This window comes from Pseudomonas sp. SWRI81, from assembly GCF_014268545.1.
Taxonomy (GTDB): domain Bacteria; phylum Pseudomonadota; class Gammaproteobacteria; order Pseudomonadales; family Pseudomonadaceae; genus Aquipseudomonas; species Aquipseudomonas hamedanensis.
The window spans coordinates 1-14,872 of record NZ_JABWQS010000050.1 but is presented as its reverse complement, the minus strand read 5'-3'; the positions used below and the strand labels follow the sequence as shown (position 1 = coordinate 14,872).

Annotated in this window: 17 protein-coding genes and 1 other RNA gene; 9 read left to right on the top strand and 9 right to left on the bottom strand. The window is 58.2% G+C overall.

The genetic code is table 11. The features are described 5' to 3' along the window. The first annotated feature begins 198 nt into the window (after positions 1 to 198). Positions 199 to 867, top strand: coding sequence for a gamma-glutamylcyclotransferase (locus HU765_RS23440; protein ID WP_186623312.1), 669 nt, complete (start codon positions 199 to 201; stop codon positions 865 to 867). On the opposite strand, the gene glpT is transcribed toward HU765_RS23440, so the two are convergent. Further along, positions 843 to 2,192, bottom strand: coding sequence for a glycerol-3-phosphate transporter (glpT, locus tag HU765_RS23435; RefSeq protein ID WP_186549602.1), 1,350 nt, complete (start codon positions 2,190 to 2,192; stop codon positions 843 to 845). The two genes, HU765_RS23440 and glpT, sit on opposite strands and share 25 nt — an antisense overlap. Positions 2,193 to 2,421: 229 nt before the next feature. Between glpT and HU765_RS26950 the strand changes: the two genes are divergently transcribed. After that, positions 2,422 to 2,586 carry a hypothetical protein gene (locus tag HU765_RS26950; RefSeq protein ID WP_238344759.1) on the top strand — a complete coding sequence of 55 codons (165 nt, stop codon included), beginning with the start codon at positions 2,422 to 2,424 and terminating at the stop codon, positions 2,584 to 2,586. A gap of 290 nt (positions 2,587 to 2,876) precedes the next feature. After that, positions 2,877 to 3,488 (top strand): energy transducer TonB, encoded by a 612-nt coding sequence (locus tag HU765_RS23425; RefSeq protein WP_186623309.1) that lies wholly within the window; start codon positions 2,877 to 2,879, stop codon positions 3,486 to 3,488. A 41-nt stretch (positions 3,489 to 3,529) separates the two neighbouring features. Here HU765_RS23425 and HU765_RS23420 read toward each other — a convergent pair whose 3' ends face one another. The 3 genes from HU765_RS23420 to HU765_RS23410 form a co-directional block, all read right to left on the bottom strand. Next, positions 3,530 to 3,802, bottom strand: coding sequence for a bacteriocin immunity protein (locus HU765_RS23420; RefSeq protein WP_186623308.1), 273 nt, complete (start codon positions 3,800 to 3,802; stop codon positions 3,530 to 3,532). Further along, positions 3,799 to 6,123 (bottom strand): S-type pyocin domain-containing protein, encoded by a 2,325-nt coding sequence (locus HU765_RS23415; RefSeq protein WP_186623307.1) that lies wholly within the window; start codon positions 6,121 to 6,123, stop codon positions 3,799 to 3,801. Before HU765_RS23415 ends, HU765_RS23420 begins: the two co-directional genes overlap by 4 nt. Positions 6,124 to 6,298: 175 nt before the next feature. Further along, the gene (locus HU765_RS23410) at positions 6,299 to 7,276 is read right to left on the bottom strand and encodes an NADPH:quinone oxidoreductase family protein (RefSeq protein WP_186623300.1); all 978 of its coding nucleotides are present in this window, start codon (positions 7,274 to 7,276) and stop codon (positions 6,299 to 6,301) included. A 150-nt stretch (positions 7,277 to 7,426) separates the two neighbouring features. On the opposite strand from HU765_RS23410, the gene HU765_RS23405 reads away from it, so the two are divergent. Then, a complete protein-coding gene (locus HU765_RS23405) occupies positions 7,427 to 7,834 on the top strand; it encodes a flagellar basal body-associated FliL family protein (RefSeq protein WP_186623299.1) in 408 nt (135 codons plus the stop codon). A 116-nt stretch (positions 7,835 to 7,950) separates the two neighbouring features. Here HU765_RS23405 and HU765_RS23400 read toward each other — a convergent pair whose 3' ends face one another. Continuing rightward, positions 7,951 to 8,403, bottom strand: a complete 453-nt coding sequence (locus HU765_RS23400) for an EVE domain-containing protein (RefSeq protein WP_186623298.1) — start codon at positions 8,401 to 8,403, stop codon at positions 7,951 to 7,953. 197 nt (positions 8,404 to 8,600) lie between these two features. Here HU765_RS23400 and HU765_RS23395 point away from each other — a divergent pair, with 197 nt between their 5' ends. Continuing rightward, entirely contained in the window at positions 8,601 to 8,756 is a 156-nt protein-coding gene (locus tag HU765_RS23395; RefSeq protein WP_186549594.1) for a hypothetical protein, read from the top strand. 36 nt (positions 8,757 to 8,792) lie between these two features. Here HU765_RS23395 and HU765_RS23390 read toward each other — a convergent pair whose 3' ends face one another. The 4 genes from HU765_RS23390 to HU765_RS23375 all read right to left on the bottom strand — a co-directional run bounded on the left by HU765_RS23390 (position 8,793) and on the right by HU765_RS23375 (position 10,211). Continuing rightward, a complete protein-coding gene (locus HU765_RS23390; protein WP_186623293.1) occupies positions 8,793 to 9,398 on the bottom strand; it encodes a 5-formyltetrahydrofolate cyclo-ligase in 606 nt (201 codons plus the stop codon). 80 nt (positions 9,399 to 9,478) lie between these two features. After that, positions 9,479 to 9,657: non-coding RNA, 6S RNA (gene ssrS, locus HU765_RS23385), on the bottom strand. Between the two features lie 30 nt (positions 9,658 to 9,687). Next, positions 9,688 to 10,005 (bottom strand): cell division protein ZapA, encoded by a 318-nt coding sequence (locus HU765_RS23380; RefSeq protein ID WP_186549590.1) that lies wholly within the window; start codon positions 10,003 to 10,005, stop codon positions 9,688 to 9,690. Continuing rightward, on the bottom strand, positions 10,002 to 10,211 hold the full coding sequence (locus HU765_RS23375; protein WP_007911197.1) for a TIGR02449 family protein: 210 nt from the start codon (positions 10,209 to 10,211) through the stop codon (positions 10,002 to 10,004). The genes HU765_RS23380 and HU765_RS23375 overlap by 4 nt, the downstream gene beginning before the upstream one ends. 125 nt (positions 10,212 to 10,336) lie before the next feature. On the opposite strand from HU765_RS23375, the gene HU765_RS23370 reads away from it, so the two are divergent. From HU765_RS23370 to HU765_RS23355, 4 genes are all read left to right on the top strand, one after another. Next, the gene (locus HU765_RS23370) at positions 10,337 to 10,897 is read left to right on the top strand and encodes a YecA family protein (protein WP_186623292.1); all 561 of its coding nucleotides are present in this window, start codon (positions 10,337 to 10,339) and stop codon (positions 10,895 to 10,897) included. 27 nt (positions 10,898 to 10,924) lie between these two features. Continuing rightward, entirely contained in the window at positions 10,925 to 12,259 is a 1,335-nt protein-coding gene (gene pepP, locus HU765_RS23365; RefSeq protein ID WP_186623291.1) for a Xaa-Pro aminopeptidase, read from the top strand. Beyond that, the gene (gene ubiH / locus HU765_RS23360) at positions 12,256 to 13,443 is read left to right on the top strand and encodes a 2-octaprenyl-6-methoxyphenyl hydroxylase (protein WP_186623290.1); all 1,188 of its coding nucleotides are present in this window, start codon (positions 12,256 to 12,258) and stop codon (positions 13,441 to 13,443) included. The genes pepP and ubiH overlap by 4 nt, the downstream gene beginning before the upstream one ends. Positions 13,444 to 13,552: 109 nt before the next feature. After that, complete coding sequence (locus tag HU765_RS23355; RefSeq protein ID WP_186623333.1) at positions 13,553 to 14,770, top strand: 2-octaprenyl-3-methyl-6-methoxy-1,4-benzoquinol hydroxylase; 1,218 nt, start codon at positions 13,553 to 13,555, stop codon at positions 14,768 to 14,770. The last annotated feature ends 102 nt before the right edge of the window (positions 14,771 to 14,872 follow it).

The window sequence follows — 14,872 nt, the reverse complement described above, 5'->3', positions numbered from 1 at the left end:
GTAGCGCTGGTAATGCGTTATAACTTTGCATATAGCCGATCGGTATTTAAGTAATTACATAAATACCGCTAGGTTATATATCAATCAGGCAATTAATCAGTGGCACTTAATTTGCCTTAAAACATATGTGCCTTACTGTTACAGCGGTGCGTTCTATTAAGTAATTCTTCACCCGCGGGGAGCTGAACGCTATTCGCCATGAGCGCCATTGAAAACGCAATTCTGAACCTGGCTTACCCTCCGCGACTCGATCTTGGGCCGCAGCTGACGCACGAACAACTTCTCGCTTCCATGCAATCGACCATGGCGCGCCACAAGGGCGGGCCGGTGTGGCTGTTCGCGTATGGCTCGCTGATCTGGCGACCGGAATGCACAGCGGTCGAGCGCATGCGCGGTCGTGTGCATGGCTATCATCGCGGCTTGTACCTCTGGTCCCATGAGCACCGTGGTACGCCGGAAATGCCCGGTCTGGTGTTTGGTCTGGATCGCGGCGGTTCCTGCAGCGGTTTTGCCTACCGTTTGCCGGAGGACAATCTCGATGCCGCGCTGTATGCCCTGTGGAAACGTGAAATGCCGTTCCCTTCCTATCGCCCGCACTGGCTCAATTGCCGGCTCGAAGATGGTACTCGGGTACAGGCCTTGGGATTCGTTCTGGAGCGACACCTGCCCAGCTATGCCGGCAACTTGCCGGATCATGTGCTGAGCCAGGTGTTTGCAAGCGCTTGCGGGCGTTACGGCACCACTCGCGATTATGTCGAGCAGACCGCCCACGCCCTGCGCAGCCACGCCATGCCAGACCGCAATCTGGAGGCGCGGCTCAAGCGCTGTAAATCACACAGTGATCAGGCGACCGCTTCACGGCTCTGACTGGCGACTTGCTTGTGCCATAGCGTTGGCGCAAGGAAGGCCATCGCCAGCAGGCAAGCGCTCACCAGCAACACAAAGCCGCCGTCCCAGCCGAAATGGTCGACGGTGTAGCCCATCGCCGCACTGGCCGCGACCGAACCACCCAGATAACCGAACAGACCGGTGAAGCCCGCTGCGGTGCCTGCGGCCTTCTTCGGTGCCAGTTCCAGCGCCTGCAGACCGATCAGCATCACCGGGCCGTAGATCAGAAAGCCGATCGACAGCAGTGCGATCATGTCGACCATCGGGTTGCCGGCCGGATTGAGCCAGTAAACCAGCGTGGCGACTGTCACCAGTGCCATGAACACCATGCCGGTCAGGCCACGGTTGCCACGGAAGATCTTGTCCGACATCCAGCCGCACAACAGCGTGCCCGGGATGCCCGCCCACTCATAGAAGAAATAGGCCCACGAGGTTTTATCCACGGTGAAACCCTTGGCTTCCTTCAGATAGGTCGGCGCCCAGTCCAGTACGCCGTAGCGCAGCAGGTAGACGAAGACGTTGGCCAGCGCGATGTACCAGAGCATTTTGTTGCGCAGCACGTATTTGACGAAGATTTCCTTGGCGCTGAATTCGTCTTCGTGGCTGGCATCGTAGCCTTCCGGGTAATCGTTCTTGTATTGCTCGATCGGTGGCAGGCCTACCGATTGCGGGGTATCGCGCATGGTGATGAAGGCAAATACCGCCACGCCCAGCGCCACGGCAGCCGGCACATAGAACGCCGCGTGCCAATCGTTGAACAGGCCCATGCCGATCAGGAACAGCGGGCCGATCAGGCCGCCGCCGACGTTATGCGCCACGTTCCACACCGAGACCACACCGCCGCGTTCCTTCTGCGACCACCAGTGCACCATCGTCCGTCCGCTTGGCGGCCAGCCCATGCCCTGGGCCCAGCCATTGATGAACAGCAGGATGAACATCATGGTCACGCTGGACGTTGCCCAGGGCGCGAAACCGAAAACGAACATCACCCCCGCCGACACCAGCAGGCCGAACGGCAGGAAGAAGCGCGGGTTGGAACGGTCGGACACCAGGCCCATGAGGAACTTCGACAAGCCGTAGGCGATGGCGATCGCCGACATCGCCAGGCCCAGATCGCCCCGGCTGTAGCCTTCGTCGATCAAGTAAGGCATGGCCAGCGAGAAGTTTTTGCGCAGCAGGTAGTAACCGGCGTAGCCGATAAAGATACCGGCGAAGATCTGCCAGCGCAGGCGCCGGTAGGTGCTGTCTATTTTTTCTTCAGGCAATGGAGCCTGATGTGCGGCAGGACGAAAGAAAGCAAACATTCAAGAGCTCCAGTTTTCTTGTTTTGACTGCGGATGCGAATGTTACAGTTTCGTTACCGAAAATATCACCGCTTCGCATCAACCAGACAGCGGAAAATGTGGCCAGTCGCATGTTCCTTTACGAACCTGTCGCTCAGCTGTAAGAACGTGGCGTTTTCAAGTCGATCGCGGCGTTGTCGCATAGACTCGCGATCAATCGACTGACTGATTGAAGAGAGCGCTGATGGCCATGAGTGTTCGCAGTTTGTTGCCGAGATTATTGGCGGCCGCAATCATTGCCGGTGCAGCGCTGGTGCTGAGTTTTGCCCAAGGTGCGTCAGCCCCGGGTTTGCGCAACGTCACCGTACTGATCATCCGTCATGCGGAAAAGCCTGATGCCGGACCCGGTCTATGACTGGCTCATCGTGCTGCGTTTTGATGACAAGGGGCAGTTGATCCAATCGAGTAGCCAGCGGGTTCAGGAAGAGTTAATGCCCGGTGATGTTGCAGTCCCAAGCCACGGCTAAACATCCGTCAGACTAATTACCAGCGGCCATTCACGCGGCGAGTTCGCCCGGTTTCCTGTCGGGATTAGGGAAACGTCCTGCGTGCAGCAGCGAAGCTAGGCCATTCAGCTAAAAGTCATTGCCCAGTAACCTTTGTGCTGTTGCCGGATAGGACAACTCACTAGGGAAGGGCACAATTATGCGGTGGTTTTTTGTTGGGCTTTTGTTGATAGTCGGCGGTTCTGCGCTGGCCTCAGACGTTTTTTTGATACCGGAAAACAATCCCAAGCCGATTTATCCTCGAGAACTGCAAAGGGCAGGTGTAACGGGTGACGTGAAGGTTGGCTTCATCGCCAGGGCGGATGGCTCGGTCAGCGAGATCAGTATTCGGGAAAGCAGTCACCCTGATTTTGCCGAGGCGGTTCGAGTCGCCATCGCGCAGTGGCGTTTCAAGCCCTGGACGGTTGAAGGGGATAAACCTGAAGAGCAGGAAATCATTGCGCCAATGATTTTTCGCCTTGAAAACCAGCCGCTTCATATCAATCAGTGGCTGAAAACAGTCAAATGCCGGGCTGTTAATGAAAACCTCGGAAATATGAGCGAGTTCGATTGGGTCGACTCGAACATTTTTGCTTATACGCGGGCCTATCTTTCAAATTCCCTCACGAGGCATCAATTATCGGATGAGAAGCGTTTGGCGATGATTGCGAAGATGAACAAGCGAGTTTCGATGATCGTAAGAAGTTGTCGAGAGAATCCGATGCGCAAGTTTACGAGTCTGCTGCCTGTGGAAATTCGTGAATTGCTTTGACTTTTAGCTAGACAGCGCCACAGTGTGTGGCGCAATTTTTATTACTCTGCTTTAAAGCCAGGTTTGCCGTTTGCCAAGCGCCATTCTTTGATTTCTTCGAGCGCTCCTTCTGGGCTATCTTCGCGTCCTATTGGACGAATTAAAACCAGCCGTTTCCTTGGATGCTCTGTTATTTTCTCAAAATGCCGCATCCGCTTAGAGGAATACTCACTATAGGCATCGCCCGAAAGACCACTGTCATTCTCGAAGAAGCCTCGTAAAAAAGTTAAGAACTCTTGCTCTGTGTAATCCTCTAACTTGTCTTTAAAATTCATTGTGGAGTACCTTTTTTATGCAGTTCTATGTGCGCTTTTGGAGTTAAGATTCTCAGGTTTTCCAGATCGTACACTTCTCCGCCATCAGCAATTCGGTGGTTGTGGTGTATTTCAAATTTTTCTCTGCCGCCGACAGTCTCCAAAGGATCCGCATAAGGTGCTGCGCCATTGGCCATTTGCTGCAAATCGACTTTACCGAACTGTCGCCGTAGCAACTCATCCGCCGCAACGGTTTTCCAGAAGCTTTCCCTGAATCTACCAAAATCCCTGAACTCCTGACCACGCAACTGATCGGCAATCTGTGCAGGAACCGGCGAGCCGCTTGATTGTGCCGCGCTCCCTAACCAATTATTGCCAACCCCCTGCCCTGTACCTGTAGCCGTACCCGGTTCATAACGCGGGCCGCCACGAGTGGCCATCATGTATATCGATTCGATCCCCGACTCTATCGGAAACTCCAGGATGTAATCATCCGGGTCGTCAAAGTCGCAGGAGGGGTGTTCGTCCACTCGCCCCTGGATTTGTGTGACTCTCGCTCCGGGATAAATTCTGATACCGGGGTCGGTAGCCGGCAGGTCGGTATTGTTTAATAACTCTACACCGGGCGGTGACGCGGGGGCCCACGTCAGCGTAATTGGGATCAAGCCTTCTGTAGTGAACGTGTAAAGTTTCGTTTGGGAGTCAAGGCTGGCTTGCCTGACCCGCACGCCAAAGCTCTTTTTGGGCGACTCAAGATAGAGTTGTGTGTGCTCTCCTTTGGCGGATGACAGTACTCGATGTCGTAGCCAGTAGAGGAGAGTAGATCTTCCAAGCGGAGAGTATTCACGCTCCGGGTAAAACTGAGACAACGGAATGGTGAGCACTATGGGATTGCGCTGAAGCTCTCCATTTCCAAGTGTTGGAATATAGAAAACTGAAGCGAGAAAGGCGCTGACTGGTCCCTTGGCGAGTGCGGTGCGTAGTCCGTTCAGCGAGTCGAGTGCTTTACCGAAGGAGAACGGTGAGCCTTCAAACCCGCTAATCAGGCCATCTGCAGTGATTACCAGTGATCGACCAGCAGTGCCTGTGCTGTCAATCAGTGGTATTTGGACTTTATCGATATTGTATTTTTGGCGAGTCAACTCCTTGATTTCTTCTTGGATATTATTCAAGGCGCTCCAACGTTTTCCGCTTCCAGGCGCTCGATAGAAGTCACCAACGTCGCTCTCCGCTTTAGATATTGCTCGGTCGGCGGTATAGAGTTTCTGATATTTGTCTTTTAACCAGCCAAGTTGCTCATCGATACCCTCTGGCCGGTTCTGAATGAATTGGCCGAGCATCGAATCAAACTCAGCGGCAACCTTTGACGCCACTGCCTGTTTTCTTCTCCGCGCAGCCTGTTTTGCTGCGTCACGTCTTCTGGCTTGCTCTTTGACTTTCGTTTGTTCCGCTTTCCACAGTGCTTCTTCCCTCGCTTCGTGTTCAGCTTGAGCAATCTGTGCTGCGATTCTGGCCGCATCCTCAGCTTTCGCCCTTACTCTTGCAGCTTGAGCTTGGTGCTCAGCTTCTGCCCTTGCTTTCGCGGCTTGAGCTTGCCGCTCAGCTTCCGATTTTGCTCTCGCAGCGTGAGCTTGCTGCTGAGTTGCAATCTGTGCCCGTCGTTCAGCTTCTTGCTGAGCCGCTAAACGAGCCAACTCTTGAGCATGCAAGCTTGCGAGATATGCATCGAGGCTGTTGGATTTGTTCTGCAAAATCTGGATAGCAGTAGTAAGCAGTCGAGCCTTATACGCCGCTTGGGCAGAACTTGCGTATGTTTTTAATAGGTAGGCTGCAGACTGGTCGAATTGAGCAGGATCATTTACAAAGCGAATTGTCGTAATGCTTTTAAGTTGCTCGTGGTTTAACGTAAGCGGGTCGTTTCCTGAAAATTCATTCGCTTGTTGCTGTGCCGTTAGTAGCTGTGCATATCTAATCTGAATGAAGGAAGTGACGATAGTCTTGTCGCGGGTTATAGCCTGAACGGTTTTTTTCAAGCCTTCGTTTGAATGTCCAGAGGCTGTCAGCTCTGAGTTGATATCTGTTTCGATGGTTTGTAGTGTTTTTTTGTATTCATCATCGAGATGGCGGCGGGCTTTTTCATACCGGGCCGGTAATGAGCCTATTATCATGTTTTTGAAGGTTCGTGCCATTGTTACGTCTGAAATGTCAAAAGTTGGGAGGCGACTTGTCTCTCGATATTCCCCTCCGTTTCCAAACTCGGAATAAGTTTGTTTTTCGTACGGGTTGACTTCAGTTACGTCCAGCGAAACAGGCTGGCCGGGGCGCCAGTTTTGATTGCTCATACAGTTACTCCTTGTGTCTGTATGTGCTCAAACTAACCGGATTTTCTACGGGGACTGCGCTAAATAGTTACCGCCCACAAACCAAGGACTTGTGGTTAAGGGGGAAGTTGATGTATGAATAAAAAGGCCAGAATCGAGTTTCAGCGATCCTGGCCTGTTGAAAGTCGAGCAAAACTCAGCGCACCTGCACCACTACCTTGCCCACCGCCTTGCGCTGGCCCAGATCATTGATCGCCTGCGCCGCATCGCCCAGCGGATACACCTGCGACACCAGCGGTTTCAGCTTGCCCTCGGCAAACCAGCCGAACAGTTGCTGGAAATTCGCCGCGTTGTCCTGCGGCTGGCGCTGGGCGAAAGAGCCCCAGAACACCCCAAGTACGGCCGCGCCTTTGAGCAGGGCGAGGTTGACCGGCAGTTCCGGGATGCGTCCGCTGGCGAAACCGACCACCAGCAGGCGACCGTTCCAGGCGATGGCACGAATGGCCTGGTCGAACAGGTCGCCGCCGACCGGGTCGTAAATCACGTCAGCACCCTGGCCGTCGGTGAGGCGTTTGATTTCGTCCTTGAGGTTGCTTTCGCTGTAGTTGATCAACTCATCGGCACCAGCCGCTTTAGCCACCGCGAGTTTCTCGGCGCTGCTGGCAGCGGCGATGACCCGGGCACCCATGGCTTTGCCGATTTCCACAGCGGCGAGGCCGACGCCGCCGGAGGCACCGAGGACCAGCAGGGTTTCGCCCGTTTGCAGGTTGGCGCGCTGCTTGAGCGCATGCATCGAGGTGCCGTAGGTCATGCTGAAGGCGGCAGCGACGTTGAAATCCATCGACTCAGGAATCGGCAGCACGTTGTAGCCGGCAACGGCGACCTGCTCGGCGAAACTGCCCCAGCCGGTCAGGGCCATGACCCGGTCGCCGACCTTCAAATGGCTGACCTTTTCCCCGACTTCGCGGACCACGCCGGCCGCCTCGCCGCCCGGCGAGAACGGGAAGGGCGGCTTGAACTGGTACTTGCCCTCAATGATCAGCGTGTCCGGGAAGTTCACCCCGGCGGCGTGCACGTCCAGCAGGATTTCGTTCTTCTTGGCGACAGGACTGGCGACGTCTTCCAGCACCAGCGATTCGGCAGGGCCGAAGGCTTTGCACAGCACGGCTTTCATCAGGGCTATTCCTTTGGGAGTGATGGCCGATAAGTGTAGGTGTGTGAATCAACGGGTCAACGAGCATGCCCGGCCCTGATAGTCAGCCATAAGCTTGTGCTTGCGCGGCGGGTCGTTATGCTAGGCCGCAAACCGGATAAGGAGCGAATTGTGAAAGCGTGGATCATGTTGTTGCTGGCCCTGTCTCTGCCTCTGGCAGCCTCGGCCGAAGAAGCCAAAGAAGGCGCGGCGCCGAAGGTCAACTACATCACCCTGAGCCCGCCGTTCGTCGGCAACTATGGGCTGGACGGCACGACGAAGCTCAAGGTCTACAAGGCCGATGTGGCCTTGCGCGTGACGGGCGATGAAGCGACCAAACTGGTCAAGGCCAACGAGCCGCTGATCCGCAACCAACTGGTGGCGCTGTTTACCCAGCAGAGCACCGAGGCGATGGGCAGCATCGAAGGCAAGGAAAAACTGCGTCAGGAAGCGCTGAAGCAGACCCAGCAAGTGATGAATGACGAGACCGGCAAGCCGGTGGTTGAGGATCTGTTGTTCAATAACCTGATCATTCAATAAATCTTGTGTTGTCCGGGCTGGCGCCATCGCGAGCAGGCTCACTCCTACAATTGGAATGCGTTCCCCCTGTAGGAGTGAGCCTGCTCGCGATAGCTGTATTTCAGCCGCGAAATTTCCTACGGCTTGAGCGCAATCACCGCCGCCCACTGCTCCGCCGTCACCGGCATCACTGACAGCCGCGATCCCTTCTGCACCAGCGGCAGCTCGGCCAGCGCCGTCTGCTGCTTCAGATAATCGAGCTTCAACACCCGCGCAAACGTCTCGACGTGCGCCACATCGATCGCGCTCCAGGCATTTTTCTCCGGCGTCGCCTTGGGATCGAAGTAATGACTCTCGGGTTCAAGCGCCGTCGGATCCGGATAGGCCGCTTCGATTATTTTGCCGATCCCGGCAATCCCCGGCTCCGGGCAACTGGAATGATAGAAAAAGAACTCATCGCCCACCGCCATCGCCCGCAGGAAGTTGCGTGCCTGATAGTTGCGAACCCCGTCCCAGCGCGCCTTGCCGAGCTTCTCCAAAGCCTTGATCGAGAGTTCGTCGGGCTCTGATTTCATCAGCCAGTAAGCCATGTGGTGTGCTCCTGAAGCGGTCATTGGGCAGGTTGTCGGGCAATTTTATGACAAACCGACAGTCGGTTGACGTCAGCATTTGCGCGCGGGTTCACGTTGCCGCAAAATGCCGGCCTTTAAAGCTTGACGCTGCTGCACGGCCTACGAATGGAAACCGCTGCTGTCATCGTGATGATGTGCCTTGAGGGGGGCAATCGATGAAACGCAAACCGGATTTGCTATGGACTTTGGTAATTTTGTTCGGCCTGGGCGTTGTAACCACCGGTTATGCGCAAAGCCTGTGGACCGCCAAGACCGATGCGCCGATTGAAGTGGCGCAACAGGTTCAACAGTCGACCGCGTTCAAACGCTGAAACGACTTGCTCGACGCCGCTGTTCTGCGCGGCGTCTTATCCCGCGAAATACCACGCCTTGTCAGTGACCGTGCCCTGTAACGGTACATCCCAGCTTGCCTGCGCCAACCGTTCGACTTTCTGACATTCATGGGCCAGACCCAGCAGCGTCGGCTTGCGCCAGTTTTTGCGCCGGGCCAGGTACGCCAGGCTGCGATCGTAAAAGCCACCGCCCATCCCCAGTCGTCCGCCGACATCGTCAAAGCCCACCAGGGGGAGCAGCACCAGGTCCAGCGCCCAGACCTTGCGTTGCCGAGCCAGATTGGCCCGCGGCTCAAGGATGCGGAAGCGATTGGGGATGAGCTTTTCGCCGGGGCGGATGCGCTGGAAGACCATTTTGGTCCGCGGCCAGGCACTGAGCACCGGCAGATAGGTCGCCTTGCCCCGGCGTTGCGCTTCGCGCAGCAGCAGACGCGGATCGATTTCACCGTCGGTGGGCAGGTACAGGGAAATGTGTTTCGCCCGGCGAAAGTGCGGGTCTTGCGCCAGTTGCCGGAACAGGCCTTGGGCGGCCTGGCGTTGCTCGCTCGGCGTCAGGGCACGGCGCGCCTTGCGCAGCAGGCGGCGGAGTTGCGGGCGGGGCAGCAGCGCGGGTTCGGTCATGGTTCGGCTTCGGCAGGTGGATGCAAAAACGTACGCATAAAAAATCCGATGTCGGCATACACCGACATCGGATTCGAATCAGGCTCCCCGGATGTACCGCTGTCAACTCAGCCCTTGAACCCGAAAGTTCAAGGTGGAAGAAGCAGTAGACTTTAAGGCTTTCCGTCTAGCGGACATGCACACCAGCCCAACGTGCAACTTCCAGGGTAGTGCGAATCGGCTCCGGGACATCGTCAACTGGCAAGCACCCCAGGGAGTGCCGCGAGTATACCTCAAGCCGCCAGTCGAATCAGCCCTTGCCGGTGCTCTGCTCGTCGGCGAGCACCAGATCGACACGATCGAGCAAGTCGCGCACTTGCTCACGGGTCGAACCGCTGGCCTGGATATCCGGACGCTCTTCTTTGTGCAACAGGTCATGGGTGATGTTCAACGCGGCCATTACGGCGATGCGGTCGGCGCCGATGACTTTGCCGCTGCTGCGGATCTCGCGCATCTTGCCATCGAGGTAGCGCGCGGCGCTGACCAGATTGCTGCGTTCTTCCGGCGGGCAGATGATCGAATACTCTTTATCGAGGATCTGCACGGTGACGCTATTGCTTGAACTCATGAGTCTTGCTCCAGGGCCTTGAGGCGCGAAATCATCGATTCGACCTTACGCCGGGCGATTTCGTTTTTTTCAATGAGGTGAGCGCGTTCCTCGCGCCAGGTTTTTTCCTGAGCTAGTAAGAGTGCGTTTTGACTCTTTAGTTGCTCGACTCGGCCAATCAGCAGTTCGAGTCTGGCCATCAGCGCTTGCAGGTCGGTGTCTTCCATTGGGTCCACGTGTTCGTCTGATGGGTGGGAACTGGCGGACAGCCTTTAATGGTCTTGGCGGGGCTGTCGATGTAGGATACAAGGCCTTCATTCTAGACATAGCGCCGTCTGGCGCCTAGCTGCCCATGCCCATTCAGAATTCTCCGTACCAAGCCTTTGCCACCCTGCTGACCACCAGCGGCCACAACGTCTCGCCTGCCGAGTTGCACGGCGTGCTGCTCGGGCGCAGTTGCGCCGGCGCCGGCTTCGATAACGAAGGCTGGCTGATCGACGCCGCCGAACTGCTCGAAGGCGACATCCAGGACAACGTCCGCAACGCCTTGATCGGCTTGCAGGAGATGGTCCAGGGCGAGCTGACCGGCGACGACGTTACCGTCGTTCTGCTGTTGCCGACCGACGACGCGCCACTGACCGACCGCGCCGCTGCACTGGGCCAATGGTGTCAGGGCTTCCTCAGCGGCTTCGGCCTGAACTGCCGCGACAGCAGCATGCTCAGTGTTGAAGCAACGGAAGTGCTGCAGGATCTGGCAGCCATTTCTCAGGTGCAGGACGCACTGGAAGAGTCCGAAGACGGCGAGTCCGACTACATGGAAGTCATGGAATACCTGCGCGTCGCGCCGCTGCTGCTGTTCTCGGAAACCAAGAAAGCCGACGTGCCGCCAGCGGCCAAGCCGTCGCTGCATTAATCGCGTGTCAGGGAAAGCCATCTGCCCATGATCCATATCCCCAAAGCGGAATACAGCCGTCGCCGCAAGGCGCTGATGGCGCAGATGGAACCCAACAGCATCGCGATCCTGCCCGCCGCCGCGGTGGCTATCCGCAACCGCGACGTCGAGCACGTCTACCGCCAGGACAGCGACTTCCAGTACCTCAGCGGTTTTCCCGAACCGCAAGCCGTCATCGTGCTGATGCCCGGCCGTGAGCATGGCGAGTACATCCTGTTCTGCCGTGAACGCAACGCCGAACGCGAATTGTGGGACGGCTTGCGCGCCGGGCAAGAAGGCGCGATCCGCGATTACGGTGCTGACGATGCGTTTCCGATTACCGACATTGACGACATTCTCCCGGGCCTGATCGAAGGCCGCGACCGGGTGTATTCGGCGATGGGCAGCAACCCGGAATTCGACCGGCACCTGATGGACTGGATCAACGTGATCCGCTCCAAGGCCCACCTTGGCGCGCAGCCGCCGAATGAATTCGTTGCCCTGGATCATCTGCTGCACGACATGCGCCTGTATAAATCGGCGGCAGAAGTGAAGGTGATGCGCGAAGCGGCACGAATCTCGGCCCAGGCGCATCTCCGCGCGATGCAGGCCAGCCGTCCCGGGCTGTATGAGTACAGCCTCGAAGCCGAACTGGATTACGAGTTCCGCAAGGGCGGGGCGAAGATGCCGGCCTACGGCTCGATCGTTGCGGCCGGTCGCAACAGCTGCATCCTGCATTACCAGCAGAATGACGCGTTGCTCAAGGACGGCGATCTGGTGCTGATCGACGCCGGTTGCGAAATCGACTGCTACGCCAGCGACATCACCCGCACCTGGCCGGTCAACGGCAAGTTTTCGTCGGAACAGAAAGCGATCTACGAAGTGGTGTTGGCTTCGCAAGAAGCGGCGTTCGCCGAAATCGCCCCGAACAAGCACTGGAACCAGGCGCACGAAGCCACGGTTCGAGTGATTACCTCGGGTTTGGTGAAACTGGGCTTGTTGCAAGGCGGGGTTGATGAATTGATCGCCAGCGAAGCCTACAAAGCGTTTTATATGCACCGTGCCGGTCACTGGCTGGGCATGGACGTGCACGACGTCGGCGAATACAAGGTCGGCGGCGAATGGCGAGTACTCGAAGTCGGCATGGCGCTGACCGTCGAGCCGGGCATCTACATCGCCCCGGACAACCAGAACGTAGCGAAAAAATGGCGTGGCATCGGCGTGCGTATCGAGGACGACGTGGTGGTGACCAAAACCGGTTGTGAAATTCTCACCCGCGGCGTGCCAAAAACCGTCGCCGAGATCGAAGCGTTGATGGCACAAGCAAGGACACACGCGGCATGAGTCGAGTCAATCTGGCAATCATCGGTGGCGGCCTGGTCGGCGCCAGTCTGGCGTTGGCCTTGCAGGCCGGAGCCAAGGCCCGTGGCTGGAAAATCGTACTGATCGAACCGTTCGCCCCCGGCGACAGTTGGCAGCCGAGCTACGATGCGCGTTCCTCAGCGCTGTCGTTCGGCTCGCGGCAGATTTACCAGCGCCTGGGCGTTTGGCAGGAAATCTCCCGCCGCGCCGAACCGATCAAACAGATTCATGTGTCTGACCGTGGCCGTTTCTCTACCGCCCGGCTGTCGGCGATGGAAGAGGGCGTGCCTGCGCTGGGTTACGTGGTGGAAAACGCCTGGCTCGGCCAATGCCTGTGGCAACACCTCGACAAAGACGTGATCAGTTGGCGCTGCCCGGCCGAGGTCATGCGGATGGAGCCGTTGCCCGATGGCTATCGCCTGACGCTCAACGATGAAACCACGCTGGAATGCGACCTTGCGGTACTCGCCGATGGCGGTCGTTCGGGACTGCGCGAGCAGTTGGGGATCAACGTGCGCCAGCGGCCGTACAACCAGAGCGCGCTGATCGCCAACATCACCCCGAGCGAAGCGCACAACGGCATGGCGTTCGAGCGCTTTACCGACGAAGGGCCAATGGCACTGCTGCCGCTGCCGGACAACCGCTGTGCGCTGGTCTGGACGCGGCTGGGCATGGACGCGCAGCGTCTGACGGCGTTGAGCGAACGCGACTTTCTCAGCGAATTGCAGGGCGTGTTCGGCTATCGCCTCGGCACCTTGAAACAGGTCGGCGCGCGGCATCTGTATCCGCTGTCGCTGGTCGAGGCTGAAGAACAGGTGCGTTCGCACCTGGCCGTGCTCGGCAACGCCGCGCACAGCCTGCACCCGATCGCCGGGCAGGGCTTCAACCTGTCGCTGCGCGATGCCGATGCCTTGGCAACCGCGCTGTTGAGTAGCGACAAAGGGCTGGGCGACTTTGCCACGCTGCAGGCGTATCGCGAGCGGCAGCGTCTGGATCAGGACCTCACCGTCGGCTTCTCCGATCAGGTCACGCGCCTGTTCGGCAGCACGCAGCCACTGGTCTCGCTGGGCCGTAATATCGGCCTGCTCGGCCTAGACCTGCTGCCTCCGGCCAAGCGCTGGTTTGCCCGGCAGGCCATGGGGCTGGGAACGCGTCCGGATGCTTGAGTGGCTGGCCGGCACTTTCATTTTCAGGATCGCGCCGTCAACTGGCGCGCTCGGTAAAACCCTTAACGTGCGGCGCAAGCCGCAAGCGAGACAGGCTTAAAGCATGGAAATGCGCGCAGATCTGCTGATTGTCGGAGCCGGAATGGTCGGCAGCGCCCTGGCGCTGGCGCTACAGAACAGCGGGCTGGAAGTGCTGCTGCTCGATGGCAGCCCGCTGAGCGTCAAGCCCTTCGACGCGGCCGCACCTTTCGAGCCGCGCGTCAGTGCCTTGTCGGCGGCCAGCCAGCGGATTCTGCAACGCCTCGGCGTGTGGGACGGCATCGCCGGGCGCCGCAGCAGTCCCTACACCGACATGCACGTCTGGGATGGCAGCGGCACCGGGCAGATACATTTCTCGGCCAGCAGCGTGCATGCCGATGTGCTTGGTCACATCGTCGAAAACCGCGTGGTGCAGGACGCCTTGCTCGACCGTCTGCACGACTGCGATCTGGGCATGCTGGCCAACGCCCGCCTGGAACAGATGCGCCGCTCCGGCGATGACTGGTTGCTGACACTGGCCGATGGCCGCCAGTTGCGCGCGCCGCTGGTGATTGCCGCAGATGGCGCGAACTCGGCGGTGCGCCGGCTGACCGGCGTCGCCACTCGCGAATGGGATTACCTGCATCACGCCATCGTCACCAGCGTGCGCAGCCGCCAGCCGCACCGCAAAACCGCGTGGCAGCGTTTCACCGACCACGGACCGTTGGCGTTTCTGCCGCTTGAGCGTGACGGGCAGCAGGATTGGTGCTCGATTGTCTGGTCGACCACGCCGAGCGAGGCCGAACGCTTGATGGCGCTGGACGACGCTTCGTTCTGTGCCGAGCTGGAGCGTGCTTTTGAAGGGCTCCTCGGTGAGGTCGTCAGTGCCGATCCACGTGTGTGCGTGCCGCTACGTCAGCGTCACGCCAAGCGCTACGTGGCTGAAGGCCTGGCGCTGATCGGTGACGCGGCGCACACCATCCACCCGTTGGCGGGACAGGGCGTGAACCTGGGTTTCCTCGACGCGGCGGTGCTGGCGGAGGTTGTGCTGCAAGCGCACGAGCGCGGTGAGCGGCTGGCGGATGTGAAAGTGTTGAGCCGTTATGAGCGGCGGCGCATGCCGCACAATCTGGCGCTGATGGCGGCGATGGAGGGCTTTGAACGCTTGTTCCAGGCCGATCCGCTGCCGCTGCGCTGGTTGCGCAATACCGGGCTGAAACTGGTAGATCAAATGCCCGAGGCGAAGGCTTTGTTTGTGCGTGAAGCTCTCGGTTTGACCGGTGATCTTCCGGCCCTCGCCAAGCCCTAAGATATGCACTGAGTTTGATGGCCTCATCGCGAGCAGGCTCACTCCTACAATGCACTGTGCAAACCACATTTCCTACGGCGGTCAGTCACAGTGACGATAGAT